The sequence below is a fragment of the Paenibacillus sp. MER 180 genome (genome assembly GCF_023713665.1).
Taxonomy (GTDB): Bacteria; Bacillota; Bacilli; order Paenibacillales; family Paenibacillaceae; genus Paenibacillus_B; species Paenibacillus_B suaedae.
Genome location: NZ_JAMAVT010000006.1, coordinates 236,977 through 259,526 on the forward strand (window position 1 = coordinate 236,977; position 22,550 = coordinate 259,526).

The following is a 22,550-nucleotide window of genomic DNA, read 5'->3' on the forward strand; positions in this document are numbered from 1 at the left end:
AATGCCATTGTTGCCGATTCGCTCCCGGGTGCTGCTTTTCATGTCCACAGTGCAGCAAGCAAATATTGATGATGCAATGGACGCTTTGAAAAACGAGTATGGTGGAGAGCGTCAATTTACAAGAGCAAACTTTCTGGATCATATGCTGTCCTTGCAGGCTAACGGACTGATTGACGAAGTTCATTACGAGCTGGATGCTAACGGGGAATTATGTATGTACTATGCAATCAACGATGAGGGAATTCATACGATCAATAAATACTTGCCTAAAAAATGGACGCAAAAATAAGGACAATCTCTATCGGATTAATGAAAAGGATTTTTTAGACGAACCACGAAACCCGGCCTTAGGCCGGGTTTCGTCATATGTGCAGAGTCCTCGCTTAACTTAGTAACAACATCCGTACAGGCAAGTGCAATGGTGAACGAGAAGAAGGATTCGGTTTGCCTAAGTCCCAAAATGGTGCACTGAAAACCGATATGCAGAAGGTTTGGATCGACCATACGATATGGACGAGAAGCTATATTGTCAGCGCTATCTCGAATCGTCCTGACCAGAAGGACGTACTGGATCGGCTTTTACGGAACCAACAGGATATTGGAAATGTAATCAAACCTTATTACGGGGAAGCCGCAGGCAATAAGCTGGCTGAAATTCTAAGAGAACATATTTTAATCGCAGCTAAAATCGTAGAGGCGGCCAAAGCGGGCAACCAGGCAGATGTGAAGAAGCTAGAGGAAGACTGGCATAAAAACGCTGACGAGATCGCAAAATTTTTGAGCGATGCGAATCCGAACTGGCAGTTTAAAGAGCTTCAGGATATGCTGTATACGCACCTTCAATTGATTACGGAAATCGTGCTGAGCTGTCTCAAAGGAGATCCATATGATTCATTTAGCCGACATCCTGACAGAAGGCATTGTCAAACAGTTTCCCGAAAAATTTTAAACGAATTGCATTAGTGATTGCAGAGTAAAGCTTTTTATGTTCACCCGAAAGGGTAACTATAAAAAGCTTTTTTTCGTTTAATGAATCGTTAATGTAGCTATGGATCTAAAGCTTAAAAATTTTGTAATGAAGTAACTCTACATATTAATGAACTTTATTTACATATAGTTCCAAATGGACTAATATAGAAAGTAATGAACCTATTTCAGAATGGCGGTTTGAGAGATGCTATTAATTCTTTTTTCAGTCATTGAGGAAGAAAAAGATCAGGATTTTTTAATTGATTTATTTTACCAGTATTACCCTCTTATGAGGAAGAAAGCTTACGAAGTAACCAATGATTACAATGTAGTAGATGATTTAATTCAAGACGTTTTCCTAAAACTGATACCCAAAACTCCCCTTTTACGAACCATGGAATATTGCAAAAGGACTTCTTACATCATTTATTCCATTAGAAACATGGGTGTCGATTATATTAGAGCAAAGGAGCGGCAGAAATTATTGGTCAGTACAGCACAAACCGAAGATATGATTAACCGTCTTCCCGACTCCCAACTGAGCGTAGAAGAATTGATATTCAGGAGAGAAGACAGACAGGAGATGTTTAGTAAGCTGTCTAAGCTGACGGATCGCGATATAACTTTGCTCTATTACAAGTACAATATGGATTTGAAAGATAGTGAAATTTCCCGGAAATTGGGTATCCCTGTGAATAACGTTAGACAGTATTTAACTCGAGCCAGGCGTAGAGCATTGAATCTCCTGAAAAAAGAGGTGAGGGGGAGTGACTAAAAAAATTTCAGGGAGTCATCAAGCTCTAAAGGATGAGTATGATGAATTACTGCTCAAAATGGCTTTGTCGAATTTTGCTGCCGTAGATGGAGAACAACTTGAAGCTGAAAATCGAGTATTGAAAGAGGATCCGTTTTTTCAACCATCTAAATCAGTTAGTAGGGATTTTGAGAAACGAATAAAGCGGGGGATTTTTCTTTGTAGAATCTTCAGTTTTTTTAATATTGTTTCGGTATTAAAGGCTGCACTGGGATTATCTATATGTTTAATTTCCATTCTTTTATCCATTGTGTCAGTGAAAGCTGTTAGAGTTCTATTTCTGAATTTACTTGTTACGCGACCACAACCCAGTCATTCCACTTCGGATTCCTTCTTACTCTCAAAGGACGGCGGCATAAACCTGCCAGAAGCAGATGGGCTGGTTGATGCTGTTCAATTCATTGTAGTGTCCTTTTGATAAAATCCAGATGTTCCGCAGTTTCACCTCCTTTCTCGTCCCGGTACCCTCGCTTTGAACTCACTATCGCGACATTCGATTGTCGCAGAAAATATTTTACTAATTTATGCAACAAAATACAAACTTTTCCCGTCCGATCAATCATAGGTACCAACAGTTTTGTTGAAATAAAATCTGAATAATTGTGTTGCACATATAAGCGTAGGAGCGTCTTTTTTAAGGTAAGGAGTTACATACAAGCGATTTTATACTCTTAGATTAGACTACTTACTAATATTAAAAGTGAGGAGTCGATGCTAGGCAAGTTATTCATTGTTTTTGTTTATCATTACCTGATAGCTACGACTGAGAGCAGATTGTCCGCGAACTAATGTGGTACAAATTAAAGGAAAGGAATGACGTATCATTGAAAAAGCTATTAACTGTTGCACTCATTGCAGCACTTGTCAGTAGTTTGGGTAGTTCTACTGTTCTAGCTGAGAGCAACTCGCCTTTGAGCCCTGTTGAAGATACTTTGCTATTATCTGATAAGCTTAATGATTTGAACGATAAGTCTTCATCGAATGTCTTAGATTTGTCAGCGGTTGAATCTTGTTTTTCTATGGCAAAAGATATTTTGAAAAATTATTATGAACGTATTGATCTTGGCACAGAGCAATCAGTTAAAGGAACATTCACTGATGATACCAAATTGCTTGCTCATAACCTCTCTGAATATGTAGAAAAGAAAATGAATACAAAACACTTTGTCGTAGAAGCTGCAAATGCACAAAAAGAAAATTATGTCTTAACATTCAACTTGCTATCTTCAGCAGTGACCAAAGAAGGTATTCTCCTAACAATCAGTACAGAAGCTTCATTTAATTATGTCGGAATGGAGGTACAGTCTGGGTTTGGCGAGGTATCGAATGTGGTATTTACCTATACTGATACGGGATTAACGATGTCCGATTGGTATATGCCAGATGACTATTATGATGAATTTCTCAGAGGATCATTGGATCATTCAAGTAACCTTACAATGAACTCTATTTTAGAAAGCTCCAATATTGCCGAAAAACAAACGGAACTTGAGCAAAAAATTACTGATTATTTCTCGGTTAATCGAGAACTTCCAGTAGAAATGACTAGTACAGACGGGGTGGAGGCAAGCAATCAAGTGATAACACCATTGGCTACCCTTGCTTCGTTAAATAAGACAGCCATAGCCAACTATGCAAAAAACAACAAGGCTAAAGATTCACCTTCAAGTGGCGGATCTAATGTATCTTATTACGATTTTTCTCAGATATCCGGAAATTGGGATTGTACTAACTTTGTATCTCATGCTTTGCTTGCTGGCGGCGCAATTCCCTATGACACAAATGGATCAGGTATTTCCTCTAAGGGTTGGTACTACAGAAGTCTGAGCAATCGTTCTTCATCCTGGTCAGGTGTCCCTAACTTACATGATTTTCTGGTGAACAATACTACAAAAGGACCGGCTGGATCCGCAACTACTTACTCAACATTCAAATATAATCCTAATTCAGGTTACCCATATGCTATTGGAGATATCCTGCAATTCTATCTGAGTGGTTCATATAACAATTGGAGGCATTCAACTATAATCACGGAATACTACGAGACTAATACGGCTTTAGTTTTAGGAGCATTGGTAACCGGTCGTAGTGGAAAAGGTTCATATAATAATAACCAGAAGGCAGAAGAAGTCTATCCAGGTGATAGCAAAAGAGTTATCAAATTGTCTGGCTATTATAAGTAAAATTTGAAGAAGGATGCACATCACTTCAAACTCTTCTTATAGAAGTGGTGTGCATCAATCCTAATGGCTGCTCCATAATCATTATTTTTTACGGGAGGGAAAAGAATGAAACGTGTTTGCCTGTTATTAGTGCTTATATTCGCTCTAAGCGCGTGTAATAATGCTGCTGGGAATACCGACGAAAAAAATACTCCTATGGAAGTCAACGTGAAGGTAGCCAAAAACACAGAAAATTCAACCATCACGAAAGAGAATACTTTGAAGAGTTCTCTCGAATTTTTAGCTGAAGATAAAAATGGTCTGTCTGTTTGGGATTATAAAACCGCTTATGAAATGTGTGAGGGTGCTCTGTCTGCATATTACAAGGCGATTTGGAACGGCACAGATATCAACTTGGATGCTTTCTTTGATAATAAAAGCCTGAAACAATATATGCAAAAGAAAGTTACTTCCCAGCATGAATTATTCCGTAAGAACAAACTAACCGATAATTTGGTGACAGATATCGATGTTGGTGCTAGAAAAGTGGAGCTTGTTGGTGAAGATAACCCTTATTTCTACTTCAAACTAGACACGCGCGTGAAAAAGGATGTAGGCAGCTTTGCAGAACCGACTGAATTTCTTGTACAGAACTTGAATGGAAGGTTAGTAATTTCGGATTGGTTTTCTAGTGGAAAGGATAGTTATGATTCTATGGTGCGTGGAGAGAATCAGACCATTGATAACCCCGATATTTGGAACAATAATGAATGGGTAAAGAAACTGGAAATTAACCGCTAATTAGCGTCTCATCACCTCGCAGTATTCCATCCTGTACCATACGCTCTATGCTTAAGCACAACGAATCCATTCAATCCATTAACATAGTCCAAGTGTGGAGTAGTCAACTGGACAGGCATTCTCCCTTAGTTGCCATTCTGCCAGAGCAGAATACCCCATTCTACATGTCCTATGTAGAATGGATACACTTACGCTTATTGCAAGTGGAGTCAGCTTCTTTAATTTCCATTTCCATTGGTGGCGATCAGAATTGTATTGGGTCATGTACTCATTGAGCGATTGGAGAGTAAAGCTTTTTATGTTCCCACAAGGGTAACTATAAAAAGCTTTTTTTCGTTTCATGGAGCAAATATAGAAATAGCTTACACATTTCGATCCAAGCATTTGGATCGTTTTTTTTGTAAACATGTCAAATTCGTTTGAGAATGCACGAATATATGTCCTGTACCGCAAATTTCGACTGTGTATAGTTAAGACAATCATATTTATGAGCTTTGGATTAGAATGAACGATTCAATAGAATTAACCCATAAAATGGGGACTGTTATGGATTACCCATGACAGTCTTTTCATTAGCTAAGGGGAGGGAAGTCGATGAAGGATCAAAGTATGTCCCATATGCAAGCAAGCCCTGAGGTAGTTACCTTTGGGGAATCGATGGCACTCATGCTGCCGACGGGAAATAAAGGAATCGAATACAGCCATACGTTGGAATGCACCTTCGGTGGGGCCGAAACCAACGTAGCCATCGGTTTGGCTAGGCTTGGCATTCGTGTCGGATGGTTCTCTCAACTAGGCGAAGATCCGCTGGCGACGATGATGATCAAAGCATTGCGGGGCGAAGGCATTGATGTCTCACGCGTGAAGAGCACAGCTGCTGCTTCAACGGGTCTCATGATGCGTGAACTAATAGCCGGACAATCCTCCGTTTATTATTTTCGGCGAAATTCGGCTGCGAGTCTAATGTCGCCTGATATGCTGGATGAGGCGTACATAGCAGGTGCTCGCATTTTGCATGTAACCGGCATTACGATGGCAATAAGCGATACGGCATGTCAAGCAGTTATTGAGGCTGTGCGTCTTGCACGCAAGCATGGCGTTAAAGTCAGCTTTGATCCAAATCTACGCCTGAAGCTCTGGAGCGTGGAGAAGGCTCGGCAATTCATTCTGCCTCTAGCGTCGGAAGCAGACTATTTCCTGCCAGGGCTTGATGAATTGAAGCTTCTCTATGGTATTGACGACGAAAGTGCTTTGTTCGCGAAGCTGCATGAGCTTGGCAACGTATGCGTCGTCAAGGGCGGAGATCATGAAAACGTTTTATTACAGGGCGGAAAGGAAGCTAGAATTCCTTATTTTGCTGCTGATCACGTAGTAGACACCGTCGGTGCTGGCGATGCCTTCTGTGCCGGCTTCCTAAGCGGTTTACTAAGAAATAAATCCCTTGAGGAATCTGTTCGCATCGGAAACCTGCTTGGATCTGTGGTGATCCAGACGGAAGGCGATTGGCAAGGTCTCCCGACAAGGGAACAGGTAGAAGCGAGGCTTAATAGAAAAGCGCATGTTGAACGTTAAGTCTAATGAATTTAGTACATAAATGAAAGGCAGGGAAGCAAATTGAAGAAAATGAGCATCATTAAACGGATTCATGAAGAAGGGGTTGTAGCGGTATTACGGGGAGAAGATTGGCAGCAGGTGGTTCGACTATCCGAGGAAGCCATTGCTGGCGGCATTAAGGTGATTGAGATTACGATGACGGTTCCGCATGCGCTTAAGGCGATCGAAGAGCTTGCCAACCGTTATTCATGGAATCATCCTGATTCATCTCAGAATGCGATAATTGGCGTCGGTACGGTGCTCGATCCTGAAACGGCACGCCAAGCAATGCTAAGCGGCGCTGAATTTGTAGTGAGCCCTACGTTGAATCCAGATACGATTATGCTGTGCAATCGTTATCGCGTTCCAATCATCCCGGGCGTTATGACCATTCACGATATCCAAAGCGCTCTAGATTTAGGAGTGGATGTTGTAAAGCTGTTCCCAGGAAGTCAATTCCGACCTGGGATGATCAAGGATATCAAAGGCCCATTGCCTCACGCGAATGTAATGCCGACCGGCGGAGTGAATGTAGAGAACTTGGGCGACTGGATCAGAGCAGGTGCATTTGCGGTAGGAGTTGGTTCGGATCTTACGAAGGAAGCCATTGAAACAAGCGATTATACACTCGTTCGTGCCAAGGCTGATCAGTATGTGAAGGCATTTAAACACGCGCAAATAAAATAATTATATGAAGCGTTCTCTTGATAGACTCAGAGAACGCTTGTTTTTTATCAAATGCATGAGCTGACAAAAGTAAAATTCGTTTCAAAATGAACGTTTTTAGTTCTTATTTGCGACTTTCGTTCTTATTACAATGACACTATAGAACAAGACGTATTTTCTCAGAGGAGGAATAAGAAATGAAAGGTAAGAAATCACTAGGAATTAGCGCTAGAGAGACACTAGCTGGCTATATGTTTGTAGCCCCCTTAATGATCGGATTAATGGTCCTAACACTTATTCCTGTTGTGTGTTCTCTATTGCTGAGCTTTACGGAGTGGAATTTCGTAGCGGGATATGGTGCTATTAAATTCGTCGGCTTTGATAATTTTATTCGTTTGTTCCAAGACGATGTGTTTATACAAAGCTTATTGAACAACTTGGTCTTTATCATAACGGTTCCGATAACCTTGATCTTATCGCTGTTGCTGTCGATTCTCATTGACAAACATGTATATTTCAAAGATGGATTTAAGGTTGTTTATTTTTTGCCTTATATCTCCAGTGTCGTTGCCGTCGCAATGGTATGGCAGGTTCTTTTCCATCCATCATTAGGTCCGGTAAATCAGCTGCTAATGTCATTTGGCATTGAGAATCCACCTAAGTGGTTGGCAGATATCGATTATGCATTGCCTTCCCTCATGATGATTCAAGTTTGGATTATGCTTGGCTATAACATTATTATTTACATTGCTGCGCTGCAGTCCATTCCGAAGGATCTGTATGAAGCGGCGGATATCGATGGCGCAGGAACATGGGTGAAATTTCGTCAAATCACAGTGCCAAATGTTTCACCAACGACCTTCTTCTTGCTAGTAACAGGAATCATCGGTTCCTTCAAGGTGTTCGATCTTATTCAAGTATTAACGCAAGGCGGACCTGCGAATTCAACAAATGTAATCGTTTACGATTTGTATGACACTGCATTCAATCAGTTGAAAACAGGCTATGCCTCTTCGATGGCGCTCATATTGTTCCTCATTTGTTTATTCATAACAGCCGGACAATGGATTGCCCAGAAGAAATGGGTTAACTACTAGAAGAGATCTAGAACGGAGGAACAATATCCATGAAAAAAATTTCGGTTTCAAAGATCATTTTCACAATGATTATGGCTGCTATAGGACTTCTATTCCTGCTTCCTTTCATATGGATGTTATCGACATCATTCAAGCCTGAGGCGGATGTCTTTACATTCCCAATTGAATGGATTCCGAGAAACTGGAATGCACTTGAGAACTATGCGGAAGTGTGGACAGGGAGCTTCGTCAAATATTATGCAAACTCGATTTATGTAACAGTGGCAACCACTGTGCTCAATGTATCGGTGTGCGCACTTGCGGCTTATGGGTTTTCCAAAATCCAGTTCAGAGGAAGAGATACGATGTTTCTTCTCGTCCTCGCGCTTTATATGGTTCCACCTCAAGCTTCATTAGTTCCGCAGTTCCTGCTCTTCCGTTCCTTACATTTATTTGATTCTCATCTTGGTCTTATCTTGCTGAACGGATTTAGCGTTATTGGTGCTTTCATGCTTAGACAATTCTTTATGAGTGTCAGCAACGAATATATCGAATCAGCCAAAATAGACGGGGCCGGACATGCGCGAAGCTTCTTCCAAATCGCGTTGCCGCTTATTCGTCCAGCCATCGCAACCTATGCGATCCTCAGATTTATTTGGACCTGGAACGACTATCAGTATCCGCTGATTTTCTTGAAAAGCAAAGAGTTGTTTACCATTCAGCTTGGAATCAGATTGTTCGGTGACCAATATGGAGATACGTATTCCTTGATGATGGCTGGTGCTGTGTCAGCAATCTTGCCGCTGGTCATTATCTTTATCATCGGGCAGAAGCAAGTTATTGAGGGGATTGCGCTCGGAGGCGTTAAGGGATAGAAATGTTTAAAAGGATAGAAGCACTACAATTAGATAGATAGTTAATTAGAAGAAATGAACCATTGCGTTCATTTCTTTTGTCTTATGGGGGGAGTATCCGGTCAAAATCGTCTGAGAAAGGTCAAAATATGAAATTGGTCGGTCATATGAAAATAGATATATTTATTAATAAAAGCGTTTTCAACGAATGTTTTATTCTTATCATCTATGACCATTACCTGTCCTGAGCTAGTTGCATATTAGAAAGGTGGGTTGATATGGGTTTTACAAGACGAAAACCAACAGTGATCATATGGTTTACAGCCATAATACTAATTGTACTTGCTGTATACATGATAATTTTAACTAACAAAAAAGCTGCATTGCCTGAGAATTGGTTGTTTACAGTGGATGGATACGCTGTGACAGATGAAGAATTTCTATTTTATATCAACGACCAGAGAGCGGTAACAGTAGATTATTTCTACAGAACCTATGGTGCGCAAGTAGATGAAGGTTTCTGGACACGTCAATACGGAAAAAATCAGGAAACACCATCTGAGTATGCCAAAAAATCTGCGATGACTGCATTGCTAAGAGTTAAACAGGAGCAAATTATTGCTGACGAGCGGGATATTGCACCATACAAAAGTTTTGACGAGCTGAAATCCGACATGGAGGACGAAAACAAGAAGCGGGCTGAGATGGAGGATATAGGGGATACTTACTACGGTTTACCTGAGTTAGATTTATACCAATACATGCAATATGTAAGTGGCGCCCGTTGGCCGGAGTTGGTTGAGACCCAGGTCCAAAAAACGAAAATGGGCGATGCTGAGTTACAAGATGAATATGCTTCAAGGAGCGCAGAATATGTTCGCACTGCTGATGAATTAACGGTCATGCTCGCAGGAACTGGACAAGCAATGGAAGAGAAAGTACTAAATCGATTGGATATATCCAAGGATGATACTGAATCTCTACACTTTTGGGAGTCATTGGCGGCCGCCTCTGTAGGTGAGACGGTAATCGGTAAATACATGGGTGAGGATGTCATCGCCACATTAATGACAAAGCCGGAAATAACCAACCTTACACTGGAAAAAGTGAAAGATTCCATGATATACGGGCGGGCTGAACTTGACTTGCGGGCGTTGATTGCATCTAGAACTGATAAGGCGAAGATTGTGTATAACGGCAATCAATTCAATGAATTAGAAGTGAAATAGGTTAAATTCTATTCTTACGTTTATATAAATCTGAATCTATTTTGGTTCTCATAGGTTCAGATTTATATAAATATGAATTCATAGAAAAGGAGATTGCCAGATGAGACGATCCAAATGGATGCAAAAAGCTTTATCGATTGTTACGGCAGCAACATTGACATTCTCAGGTCTGACTGGTTTAGTGCCTGTACCTGACGTTTCGGCTGCAGAGAGAGTGGTTGAATCTTTTGACTCAGTTGTATTAGAACTGACACAAGCGACGGATCATGCAGGCAGAGTGAACCTTACTTACAAAGGTGCACCATTAAGCAATCTGATTAAAGGGCCGGTTATCGATGCGTTCAGTTATGATTCAAGCAATTCGAATTTACTGACTGTTGATGATAACGGAAACATTACATTAGCAAATGGTTATACATTTGCGGCCCCGGGTGATCCAGGCATCCCAGTGACGATCACAGCCACGACGAGTTATTATCATGACTCAGATGTGTTATTCATGGAGGACTTCGAGAACAACAATGGTCCGCTGACAGCAACGAGCAAACTTGGTTCATCATTCACACTGTCTGATGCTCAGTCGCGAACTGGTTTGAAAGCGATTACAGCAACAAGTTCAACGAATACGGAGAATGTAAGCCAAGACGTGGCTCTGCCAGCCGGAAGCAACTTTAAAATGACGGCATGGTATTACGACCCGTATCCGGATGAGGAGAAGACAGCGACTGCCAGAACCCAATTTGCGATTTTGGATGGTAAAAACGCGACCTTCGCCGGGACATTCTATCAAAGTTCACAGGTCGACGTTATTCATAACCCGACAAAATATACTTGGGCATTTGCACCATCATCAGCCGGCCCAGCAGCGAAACGTTGGAAAGACAGCGGGGTTAAACGCTCCACAGGCTGGCATAAATTTGAGTGGCTCATTACACCGAATGGTGCAACTTTGCAAATTGACGGAATTCCAATTCCTGATTCAGCAAAGTATGATATCTACAAAGCGATGAAGAGCGGTACAACCATTCAGCCTAAAATTGCTGGAGGGTGGAATAACCAATCAGGCAACATTTCTTACGTTACTAACAAACATCTTATTGACGATTTTTATGTTGTTAAAGACGTTGCTACAGTAACGGGTACTAGAACATTAACATTGAAGTTAACACCTCCAGGTGGAGTGTCAGATTTGGAAATTATCACTCAACCAGTAGCGGCAAAAGTTAACCTAGGCGAGACAGCAACATTTAGCGTTACGACATCAGCCGCTGCTGCATCATACCAATGGTATGTATCTAACGACGAAACAGGGTTAAACGGGGAGGAAGTCGTCGGAGCCAAAGATGCGGTATTAATGCTGACAAATGTTGACTCAGCTTCACAGCAAGGAAAGTTCTATTATTGCCTAGTGACTTCGGCAGAGGGAGCTGTTGTAAAATCTCAAGCTGCGCCGTTGTTGATTCAGACAAATACACAGGTAAATGCGCCAATTAACCCGACGCTTGACCCGAACACAGGGATTTATACAGGCAGTTCCAATTACGGGGATACTCTTGTAACACTGTTCAAAGATGGTGGACCCGTTGGTTATTATTTATCTAAAAATGGGGGGCCCGACCAGCTTAACAATCATGAAAGACATCATGTTCTGCCATATGCGAGGGCATTGGGAGCGGGTAATTACACCGTTTCAGCTATTGTCATGAATACAGAAAAGAACATAAGTGAAGAAGTTACAGCTAACGGAATATTAACGATAGAGAACTTATCTACACCGGCAAATGGTAGATGGAACGGTTCCTATGCTACTTGGGAAAGCGTTGCTCATGCATCTGCGTATTCGGTTCAGCTCTTCAGTAACGGAATTGCAAAAGGAAGTCCCGTCGCAGCGACTAGTATTGATGTAGCTCTGTCCCCGAGCTTTGATGATACGTTTAAAGTTAGAGCGATTGGAAGCGCAACAACACGTTTCTTAGATTCTGATGAATCAGGGGAGAGTGCAGCATATTCAGCTAAGATTGCGTTAATCCGTCAGAACGAAATTTTACAGGCAGGAGAGCGTCAGCGGCTAATCGTTGATACTGCCGATATGTTCGTAGCTGATAACATTAGCTTCACCCCAGCAGAGAAAGACAAGGATAAGATCGAAGTCGATGCTGATGGATTCGTAACAGTTAAGAAAGGCTATGTTCCAACAGAGAACGAAGTCGTAACGGTGAATGTCAGCGTTGATTACTTCAATAAGGCGGACACGATGTTCTACGATGGATTTGAAGGGGATAAGAAGTTTACGACTGGTGAGAACGGGTACGTCCAAAGTGACGTGATGTCTCGCACAGGAGCAAGGGCTGCGACAACGAGTGGCGCTGGCCAGGTTGCTACTGTCCCAGAAACCTATAATTACGCCCCTAAAGCCGGCAAGACAACAATCGTCACTGCCTGGTACTACGACGATGGTGGGGTATCATCCGGTGATCACGCGGTATTTGGCTTTACTCCGTCCGCGAATGAACATATCACCATAAATTATGGGAATGCGGATGGCAACTGGGTGGCGAACCAGACCAACTACGCAGTTAGAATCGGATCGACGGGAAGGTTCTATCCAGTCGACGTGAAGCGCAGCAAAGGCTGGCATAAATTCCAATGGTTCGTTACATCAACGGGAACAACCTATAAAATTGATGGACAAGTAATAAAGAGACAAATGGCAGATGGGAGCGCATTTAATACTAATGTAGCGAACAATGTTCTTAAGATTGATGCGTTGCAACTTGCTACGAACTGGGGCAATAAAGCCGGAACGATGAGAGATATACAGAACAAGCATTTTATCGATGACGTATATGTCATGGATAGTGCAGTAACAGCCCAAACAGCAACAGCATCTGTTACATTAAAACTCTTACCTAAAGTGTATACTCACTCCGAAGACAGCACTTATGTTCTTGGTTTGGAAGATTATAAAATTACCGTGAATCCTGATTTAGCGGATCTAGCTGGCGTGAAAATCGGGAATGCAACCTTAGAACAAGCTGTGGATTATACGGTTAGCGGCAATGTATTAACGATTAACAAACAAGCATTTGTAAGAAACAACATTATGCCAGGAAAATATACCGTTAGACTCGACCTGAACCCTGCTGAAATTACTTTCGAGTTGAACATTGCATCTCGTGAAGTCCGTGATTATTATTTCTCCAATAACGGTGATGATAGTGCCGATGGACGCACACCGAAGACAGCATGGAAATCAATTTCCAAAATAAATGAAAACGTTTTCCTTCCAGGCTCAACCATCTATTTGGATGCAAACAGCGTATGGAATGAACAAATCAGACTGCGCGGCAACGGTGAAGAAAGAAATCCGATTACACTTACTAAATATAATACGACCGATCCTAACCAACGACCGATTATTAATGGTGGAGGAACTGCGTCAAGCCCATCAGGTATTTCCTTAAACGGTACAATTGAGTTGTACGACGTCAATTATTGGGTAGTCAGTGGAATCGAAGTCACGAACATCGGAACTACAGCAGGTGACGGCCGCTCCGGTATTGCAGTGATGTCTCGTATATCCAAGTTGGGACAAGGTCAATTTAACATTCAGGATTATGCTGATGCTCGTATGCAAGGAATTGTCATTCGAGACAACTATGTTCATGATGTAAATGGACTGCATCAAGCGAATGGAGCGAGTAAGATATCCGGCGGCATCATTATTAATGGTTATGTAGATGTACGGGTTGAAGGCAATAAGACCCTTCGTTGCGATAATGAAGGTATTCGCAACAATGCTTATGGGCCAAACAACCCGGGGACTAACAACACGGGCCTCACTTGGAGCAATTCAAGCTATCCTTGGGCATCAAACGCTGTATTTAGAAACAACTGGGTTTCTAGTTCGGTTGGAGATGGCATTGTTCTGTCCGGCGGGAACAATTCCCTTGTAGAACGAAATGTCGTTACGGACAGTGGATACAGCTATTTAAGCGATAAGAGCGGTAAACTGGTACCGAACTGGGGTTCAAATAATACAACACCAACATATCTTGGTTCACAGAACTATGCCGCAGCTTGGATTATGGCAAGTAAAGGCACGATTTTCCGCTACAATGAAGCTGTAGATAACCCTTATCATGCAAATAATGACGGTATGGCTTGGGATATCGACAATTATTGTCAGGACAATGTGTATGAATATAACTACAGCCGGAACAACTATGGCGGTTGGTACTTGCAGATGAATGCTGCCAAGGGCAACATCGTTCGCTATAACATTAGCGTGAACGACGGTCGTAGCCCGGATTTTAACAAGAGTTATAACAGTCTTGTATTACTTGCGGGAGGTTCTTCAACAAGCGAAGAATTAAGCGGATTATTCTATAACAATATCATCATCTCTCCATTGAAGAATAACAGTTCGTTAGTGTTTGACCCAGCGGCCTCCAACCTGCATATTTACTTCCAAAATAACATATTTGCTTATACTGGTGCTAACAGAAGCGTTGGTCTAAAAGGCGGCGGAACATCCGCTCCATTTAAAGCCGGACGGTTTACGAACAACATTGTCTATCCAGCTAATCTTTTTGGAAGTATGAACGCAGGCGGGGGCGGATATTTAGGTGCAAGTGTAACAACAGCTGCCAACCGCTACGTAACGGAAAATGAACTATATTCCATATTGAAAGATTATAAGATTGCACCGGAACATTGGATTGCCAGCAGTGGAACCGTTGATGCTAAGCTTGATTACAGCGTGATGAATGGATTCCGAATTGCCGATGGCGACAACATAGCCTATGGTTCAGGTGTCAAGGTAATAAGCCCGTATGTTGATCGTGCGAACGCTCTGCCTCATATGACAGAGAGAACGGACTTCTTCGGTAATCCACTTGGCGACAGGACGCCTTCGATCGGCGTACACAACCCTTATGTGGTAACTTTTGATTCCAATGGTGGCAGTGAAGTTACGAAGAAGTTCGCTGATATAGGGGGGACAATTACCAAGCCAACAGCACCAACCAAAGCTAAAAGTAAATTCGGTGGCTGGTACCGAGATGCAGAATTAACCAATGAGTGGAATTTCGCTACTGATATGGTTACAAGCGATATCGTATTATATGCGAAATGGCTTGGAGATAAAGAACTAACTGTAGAGGAAGATCTTTTGGGTTTGGAAGTCCCTAAAGGCGCAATGATGAATCAAAAAACGGTTACGGCCTCTGTGTATGATGAGGCAACTGGCAATTAATTGACGTTACTCAGGGATCAAAACACCTTGCAAATTTAAGCAGCCAGTCGTCGAAAATCAATCGGCGACTGGTTATTTAGCATCGTTTGAATACGAATTGAGTTATAGGAAGTGATTAATGTAATCTCGAAAGCTGGCTACGCTGGCTTAAATCCAAGTGGACGATCCGGAGACACATGGTAAATACAAAGGGGCTGTGCAGAGTCTGATCGATAAGATGTCACAATGTCACATGCTCTTCATTAACATAACGATAAGGGTAGAAAGGAAGAGACGGGAGGAATTCTCCCGCCAAATCATAACATTAGTTTCGGTCGTAACACGGTGCATGAGTTCCCCAAGGGCAATCTTTAACAGGAGATGCTAGAGCGGTACTTGATATTGATAAAACCATAACAGTTGCTAAAGCGACAGCAAGAAGCTTTTTCACCATTATCACCTCCTTATTGGAAAGACCTGTAAATACCTTATCATCAAAGGTAAAAATATGCAAATTATACTTTAATAGTGCTTTTAATCAATCTTAAATACCCTACAAGTCGGTGAAGGTTTTTTCGGTTATTATTACGAGATTAGAAGACACATCCGTACAGAAGGTCAAGTACCAACGATTTCTACGAATTTGCTTGCAAATGGTAAGGTTGGACAAAAGAACGCTGCATGAGCGAAAACATGCTCTACTTTTTTTATAGGCTGAAAGAAGTAAAAATAATCTTACCTCAGTAAAAATTGTCTGCTTTGAATGGATTTTAATCATGTTACGATTATACCGACATTAGGAAGTTTACTTTCGACATCATCATATGAGGAGGGTCTACATGAAAAAGATAATTCAAACTGTATTAGCAGCATCACTAGCTTTATCGCTAACTGCTTGCGGCAGCAATAATTCCTCTGATTCTTCATCAACTCCGGCGAAAGATGGCACTTCTGCGGGGCAAGTAACATTGAAGCTGAGCACTTGGCAAACGGATGCGAAGGCGCAATGGAGCAAAATCATACCAGAATTTGAGAAGGCGAATCCAGACATCAAAGTAGAGCTTGATCTCCTAAACGAAAAAGGCGATTCGGTTGCATCTATGCAAAAGCTTGATTTGATGGCTGCATCAGATGATCAGTTGGATATTATCGAAATGCCGTATACAAACTACTCGCAGCGTGCTTCTATTGGTCTGTTGGAACCACTTGATAGCTACATTGAAAAGGAAGGCTATAAGTACGATGACGAATACCTTGTAGATACTCAAGTGGATGGGAAAATTTTCGCGCTTCCTTCCTCCCTGCAGCGTTGGTTCATTCTATTAAACAAAGACTTGCTGGACGCAGCACAATTGCCGGTCCCACAAGATTGGACTTGGGCTGATTTTGAAGCATATGCTAAAAAGCTCACTAAAGGTGAAGGCGCTTCCAAAGTGTATGGTGCATACCTCCATAACTGGCCAGACCTTTACAACTTGCAGCTAAAGAGTAAAGAAATCGATAACAGTTTTTTGAAAGCAGACGGAACCTCCAATGCGAAGGAGCCACTTTTTGCATCCAACTTGAAAATGATGAAAACGATGATGTACACAGATAAAACAGCAAATCCATACGAAGACATTATTTCTCAAAAGCTGCATTATCGTACACAGTTCTTTAACGGTGCAGCAGCTATGGTGCCAATCGGCGACTGGATGGTTGCTGAATCGGGCGGTACGGATGCAATCCCTGCAACGTTCCATGCAGCGTTTGCTCCAATTCCTAAGCTGGAAGGTACAGCGGAGCATTATTCCCCAATGCAACCTACTTACATGGGGGTTGCTGCGAAGTCCAAAAACAAAGAAGCAGCATACAAATTCATTAGATGGTATACAACTGAGGGCTTGGAGATCGGCGGTCGCGTATTCTCCGGTTGGGCTAAATCAGATTCCGACAAGTTGACAGAAAAAATCGTCAGCACTTCGAAGGATCCTTCCAAAGTGGATATGGAATCCTTGAAATATACAATGAAAAACACGAAGCCTGGTCAAGCGCCAGTTCCGGTTCCTTACGTTGGTGAGGTCGAGAAAGCTGCCATTGCTGAGGTTGAATTGTACTTGTTAGATAAACAAGATATCGATAAGACAATTGAAAATATGGACAAGAAAATCACCGATGTAATCAATAGTAACAAAAAATAGCAAATGTGATGTTGGTGCTTGACCGAAATTAGCTCGAATCATTATAAATAGGTAACAGGGGAAATGAGATCAATCGTTTCCCTATTCCTATTCTAAAAGTGATGGACGTTTGAGGGCCCCTTTTTATGAAAATAGATCGATATTCACTTCGTACAAAACTAGTGATTGCGGCTTTGATGTGTTTTATGATTCCACTTATTGTGAATTACTTCTTAACTACGTATGTAACCAAAGATATTGTGCTGCAAAAAGCGGTTTCTAGCACGCGGGATACGTTAATATTAGTTGATTCCAATGTATCCGGTATTGTTGAACAGATGCTATCTTTGTCGAATATCATTTTAATGAATAATGAAATCAATAAACATGTAAAAATGAGCAAAGAGCAGTTTGCCAGAGGTAATAACTCAGGTCAGCAGTTAGAATTCATGCGTTTGATTTCTAATCTGGATGATCTGTTTGCCCAGAATTCAGATATGTATATCACTGTTTTGGGTATAAATGGGTTTGCGTATACGAATTATTCTTTTAGTGATTTTAACCCAAATTTCTTTCATGGAAAAATTGAATTCAAGGAACTGGATAAGCTCGCTGCTTTTTCAACGGCATGGATTGGTTTACAAGATAATTACTACGGCAATTTCGAAGCGAAGCAGAAGTCACCGAAGGTGCTGACCATCGCTCGTACGATGAAAAACTCGAGTGGTCATTCGCTGGGCTATGTGATTGTCAGCGTGAACGAAAGTAAGATTCAACGTCAGTTAAACAGCTATTCGGAACAGAAAATTATGCTGATGGATGATCAAGGAACGATCTTATCTCAGTCGGACTCCATAAACATCGGACAACAATTCTTATACAATGATTATGCGATTAACGAGAATACGCTCGTCTACAACAATGAAAAGTATATCTATGTGTCAGAGCCTGTAGCTGGAACCAAATGGTCCTTGCTCAGCCTAGTTCCCTATTCTTCGGCAGTGGGTCCTAACAATCAGATATTAGTCACCAGCTTCATTATGCAGTTTCTATTCTTTACAGGGTTCTGCATTCTACTGATGATTCTGATCTCGGCGATCACCAATCCGATCACGCAGCTAGGTAAATTTGTTACCAAGGTCAATATGGGGCAGCTAAATATTCGTTCGGGGATTAGAGGACAGCATGAGGTAGGACAACTTGGCAAATCAATTGATCAAATGCTGGATCGGACTGAGATGATGATCGAACAGATTACGCTTGAGCAGACTCAGAAGCGCAAAGCAGAACTTGAGATGCTTCAAGCACAAATTAATCCGCATTTCATGTTCAATCTGTTGAATTCGATTCGCTTAAACATTCTGATTCGCGGCGATGAAGAGAATGCGAGGTTAATCGGTTCGTTATCATCATTGCTTCGAATGACGATTAATCGGGATAATGAATGGATATCGCTTCGCGACGAAGTCGAGACCATTCAGCATTATATACGTCTGATGAACTTCAGGCATGCGAATCAGGTTCAGTTAATCGTGAAAATTGTCGTGGGTAGTGACCACGTCTTAGTTCCTCGATTTATGCTCCAACCGATTATCGAAAACGCTATCATTCATGGATTTCATCAGTATGGCGGCCAAATTGAAATCGAATCGTATACGGTTAAGGTGGAGGAAGAAAGCCGCCTCTTGATTAAGATTCATGATAATGGTGTCGGAATGACACCAGAACGATTACAAGAATTGATAACCAAACTTAAGAATGAGCAGGGAGATGCTGCGCCTAACAAATCAGGCTTCTCTGGCATTGGCGTGACGAATGTTTATCAGCGATTGAAATTAATATATGGCGAAAAGTTTCTGATGCGGATTAACAGTGAAGTTGATGTAGGAACTACAATTACGCTTCAATTACCCCAAGTAAACCGTGAAGTGGAGTGAAGCTACATGTTTACAGCGATTGTAGTAGATGATGATTACCCTGTTCTTCAATATTTGTCTCAAGCCGTCAAATGGAACCAGCTTCACATTGAATTGCTCGGTACGTATTCCAATGGATTAGAAGCGTTGGAAGCGATTCGGATGTGCGAGCGATTGCCAGATATCGTGATTACGGATATTGGCATGCCGAAAATGAATGGACTTGAACTGATTGCGGAGTATAGCTCAATTAACCCTGACTTTGCGGCGATTATTATATCCTGCCATGATGAATTTCATTACGCTCAACAAGCACTTAAGCTGAATGTTCAGGACTATATTTTGAAGGAAAGCTTGGAAGTGGAGCAATTAGAGCAGATATTAAAGAAGATAACCCATCGATTATGCTCCAAACAGGATCAATTGGCTGAATTTCAACATTACAAGCAACTTGGCAAAATGAATCAGACTGCTGTCAGAAACAAGTTTTTGAAGGATACCCTGTATCAAAATTCCTGGTCGAAGCATGCTTGGATTGAAAAGGCAGGAATAAACGGTATTAATCTTCAATCAAAACAATACGTCACCATGATCCTCTCTGTAGATCGATTGAATGAGATGACTCGTGTGCACAGATTGAATGATCATACGATTATTTTTGCGGTGGAGAATGTGCTCCAGGAGATTTTGAGCGACAAAGGGAATTTCGTTATTTTTAACTACAATAGTCGCGACTTGGTTGTTCTCTATTTAACGGATGATCCGAGTGTTGAGCAGTCATATGTTTATCACATGATGCAGACCTGCATTACAAACATCAAACAGTACTTAAAAATCCATGTATCCGGCTTCATTGGTCGAACGGTAAGCAAACCCAAAGAAATTCAAGATGCGCTGCTTCCTATGCTGCAGGAGTTGGAGCATCGATTTTACAGTGCAGAATCCAGCGTGAGTACATGGGCCAAGCAGGAATTCAGCAAAATTGATATGTATCAAGAGTATGCAAAGTATTATTCCATGATTAGTGAGCATATAGCAGCTAAGAATCAGTCTGGACTCGTGGTGACGATACAAAATTGGTCAAATTGGGTGAAAGCCTCTCATTTTCATCCTGATTATGTGAAAGAATGGGTACTGCAATTACTTTTGGATTTACATATGAAAATAAAAGTTACGCTACATTTTCAAAGCGAGTTTTCCGATGAGAAGCTCTATTTCACGATAAGCCAAATCGTAACCTTGTCGCATTTATCGGAGTGGTTCCTAGACTACTTGTCACGTATGGCTGCTAAGTTGAGCGAGATTACGATATCCTCGCGTCCGGAAGTGATTAAGGCGCAGCAATATGTCATTCAGCATGTGTCGGAGCGGATAACGCTGGAGGAAATGGCCAGCTATTTGAATCTCAATTCGAGTTATTTCAGTCGACTGTTTAAGCGAGAGTTGAATATCAATTTTATTGAGTATGTAAATCGAGTGAAACTTCAGAAGGCCAAGGAGCTTCTGCTGCAATCGAACAAAACGGTGGAGGAAATCTCAGATTTGCTCGGTTATTCGAACAAAAGCTATTTTATTAAACTATTTAAGCGTGATGTAGGAACAACACCAAGAGAGTTTGTCTCCTGGGACAGATCACAAAGGATGATGGAAACAGTTTAGAACCAAACAGCACCTCATTTGGTCGATTGACCATACATGCAATTATCAGCATACCTACAAAGTTTTTTCTGATAGGAGAGTAAAGTTCATGTGGCGTAAAGCAATTGAAGATGCACAGGCTAAAATAACAAATAATCTACGGAATCATCCAGGATTGCTTCCTCATATTACAGGAGACAAGTGCTATGAATGGGGAGAGAACAACGATTGGATCGAGGGCTTCTATATCGGTATGATATGGCTTGCTTATGAATATACGCAAGATTCTTATTATAAGGAAGCAGCAGAAAAGTTCCTGGAGAACTTTACGTATCGTTTAGATTATCATGTGCATTTGGATCATCATGACATCGGCTTTCTCTATTCTCTGTCCGCCGTTGCCCAATATCGCATAACAAGGAGTGAAGAAGCAAGGCAGGTAGCCTTGCAGGCAGCACGAGTGCTTGCTAATCGCTGGCGTCCGAAGATGGGGATTATTCAAGCATGGGGCACAGAAGGAGATCCTGAGAACGGCGGCAGAATCATCATCGATTGCATGCTGAATCTTCCGTTATTGTTCTTTGCATATGAGCAGACAGGTGAACAGGAATACTATGATATTGCGTATAAACATACACGCAAGAGCTTGCGTTTCCTAGTTAGAGGTGATTCCTCTTCCTACCATACCTTTTATTTCGACCAGGAAAATGGAAATGCTCTGCGTGGAGGCACGCATCAGGGCTATCAGGATGGCTCAACCTGGACACGAGGCCAAGCTTGGGGTGTCTACGGCTTTGCGCTTGCTTATCGATATACGCAAGATCCAGACTTCCTTGCCGCCTCTAAGCGTATGGCGAAATATTTTATCGATCATCTGCCAGAGGATCGTGTTGCTTATTGGGACTTTGACGTTCCTGTTGAAGCGTCAACGCCTCGTGACAGCTCTGCTTCTGCAATCGTTGCCTGCGGCTTGATTGAGCTAATCGGCATGCTTGATGTGGAAGATCCTGATCATGAGTATTTTACCAATTCGCTGCATGAACAGATGAAGTCACTTGTTGCGAACTATTCAACCATGAATATGCCAGATGCAGAAGGTTTACTGCAGCATGGCTCTTACCACGTAAGAGGAGATCGTGGACCGGATGATTACATGATCTGGGGAGATTATTATTATCTTGAGGCTTTGGTTCGCCTGCAACGCGGAATTAGAGGCTACTGGTGATGCAAATGAACCCAGAAGGATTAATTCTTGAATTCCTCCAAAAGTCATGGTATTATTGTTAATATATTGAAATTGAAGGAGGATTATTAACAATGTTTTTTATCAGACTACGTTCCCTTACTTTGAACCAGTAATTAAATACTGTTCAAAGGCTCTGTTTGTCATAACAGAGTAAACGGGATCAGTCTGCCCATTTTTAATAATCTTCATTT

The 22,550-nt window shown here is 41.7% G+C and carries 15 protein-coding genes and 1 pseudogene; all 16 read left to right on the forward strand.

From position 1 onward, the window contains the following. Position 1: 1 nt before the first annotated feature. The 16 genes and pseudogenes from M3661_RS12435 (at position 2) to M3661_RS12510 (ending at position 22,338) form a co-directional block, all read left to right on the forward strand. On the forward strand, positions 2 to 289 hold the full coding sequence (locus M3661_RS12435) for a hypothetical protein (protein WP_251485363.1): 288 nt from the start codon (positions 2 to 4) through the stop codon (positions 287 to 289). A 129-nt stretch (positions 290 to 418) separates the two neighbouring features. Further along, a pseudogene (locus M3661_RS12440) lies at positions 419 to 949 on the forward strand (glycosyltransferase). A gap of 225 nt (positions 950 to 1,174) precedes the next feature. Continuing rightward, a complete protein-coding gene (locus M3661_RS12445) occupies positions 1,175 to 1,744 on the forward strand; it encodes an RNA polymerase sigma factor (RefSeq protein ID WP_251485365.1) in 570 nt (189 codons plus the stop codon). After that, positions 1,737 to 2,201 (forward strand): hypothetical protein, encoded by a 465-nt coding sequence (locus M3661_RS12450; protein WP_251485367.1) that lies wholly within the window; start codon positions 1,737 to 1,739, stop codon positions 2,199 to 2,201. The genes M3661_RS12445 and M3661_RS12450 overlap by 8 nt, the downstream gene beginning before the upstream one ends. A 406-nt stretch (positions 2,202 to 2,607) precedes the next feature. Next, positions 2,608 to 3,966 carry an amidase domain-containing protein gene (locus M3661_RS12455; RefSeq protein WP_251485369.1) on the forward strand — a complete coding sequence of 453 codons (1,359 nt, stop codon included), beginning with the start codon at positions 2,608 to 2,610 and terminating at the stop codon, positions 3,964 to 3,966. 105 nt (positions 3,967 to 4,071) lie between these two features. Further along, a complete protein-coding gene (locus M3661_RS12460; protein WP_251485371.1) occupies positions 4,072 to 4,746 on the forward strand; it encodes a hypothetical protein in 675 nt (224 codons plus the stop codon). Positions 4,747 to 5,340: 594 nt separating this feature from the next. Further along, positions 5,341 to 6,318 (forward strand): sugar kinase, encoded by a 978-nt coding sequence (locus M3661_RS12465; protein ID WP_251485373.1) that lies wholly within the window; start codon positions 5,341 to 5,343, stop codon positions 6,316 to 6,318. A 42-nt stretch (positions 6,319 to 6,360) separates the two neighbouring features. After that, positions 6,361 to 7,026: a bifunctional 2-keto-4-hydroxyglutarate aldolase/2-keto-3-deoxy-6-phosphogluconate aldolase gene (locus M3661_RS12470; RefSeq protein WP_251485376.1), complete on the forward strand. Its 666-nt coding sequence runs from the start codon at positions 6,361 to 6,363 to the stop codon at positions 7,024 to 7,026. Between the two features lie 176 nt (positions 7,027 to 7,202). Beyond that, positions 7,203 to 8,102 carry a carbohydrate ABC transporter permease gene (locus M3661_RS12475; RefSeq protein ID WP_021255543.1) on the forward strand — a complete coding sequence of 300 codons (900 nt, stop codon included), beginning with the start codon at positions 7,203 to 7,205 and terminating at the stop codon, positions 8,100 to 8,102. Positions 8,103 to 8,131: 29 nt separating this feature from the next. Further along, on the forward strand, positions 8,132 to 8,956 hold the full coding sequence (locus M3661_RS12480; protein WP_021255544.1) for a carbohydrate ABC transporter permease: 825 nt from the start codon (positions 8,132 to 8,134) through the stop codon (positions 8,954 to 8,956). A gap of 257 nt (positions 8,957 to 9,213) precedes the next feature. Then, positions 9,214 to 10,164 carry a hypothetical protein gene (locus tag M3661_RS12485; protein WP_251485379.1) on the forward strand — a complete coding sequence of 317 codons (951 nt, stop codon included), beginning with the start codon at positions 9,214 to 9,216 and terminating at the stop codon, positions 10,162 to 10,164. A 100-nt stretch (positions 10,165 to 10,264) separates the two neighbouring features. Beyond that, on the forward strand, positions 10,265 to 15,421 hold the full coding sequence (locus M3661_RS12490) for an InlB B-repeat-containing protein (RefSeq protein ID WP_251485397.1): 5,157 nt from the start codon (positions 10,265 to 10,267) through the stop codon (positions 15,419 to 15,421). Positions 15,422 to 16,239: 818 nt separating this feature from the next. Beyond that, on the forward strand, positions 16,240 to 17,580 hold the full coding sequence (locus M3661_RS12495) for an ABC transporter substrate-binding protein (protein ID WP_251485400.1): 1,341 nt from the start codon (positions 16,240 to 16,242) through the stop codon (positions 17,578 to 17,580). 125 nt (positions 17,581 to 17,705) lie between these two features. Continuing rightward, positions 17,706 to 19,496 (forward strand): sensor histidine kinase, encoded by a 1,791-nt coding sequence (locus M3661_RS12500; RefSeq protein ID WP_251485402.1) that lies wholly within the window; start codon positions 17,706 to 17,708, stop codon positions 19,494 to 19,496. Positions 19,497 to 19,502: 6 nt separating this feature from the next. After that, a complete protein-coding gene (locus M3661_RS12505) occupies positions 19,503 to 21,134 on the forward strand; it encodes a response regulator transcription factor (protein ID WP_251485404.1) in 1,632 nt (543 codons plus the stop codon). 88 nt (positions 21,135 to 21,222) lie between these two features. After that, on the forward strand, positions 21,223 to 22,338 hold the full coding sequence (locus M3661_RS12510) for a glycoside hydrolase family 88 protein (protein ID WP_251485407.1): 1,116 nt from the start codon (positions 21,223 to 21,225) through the stop codon (positions 22,336 to 22,338). The last annotated feature ends 212 nt before the right edge of the window (positions 22,339 to 22,550 follow it).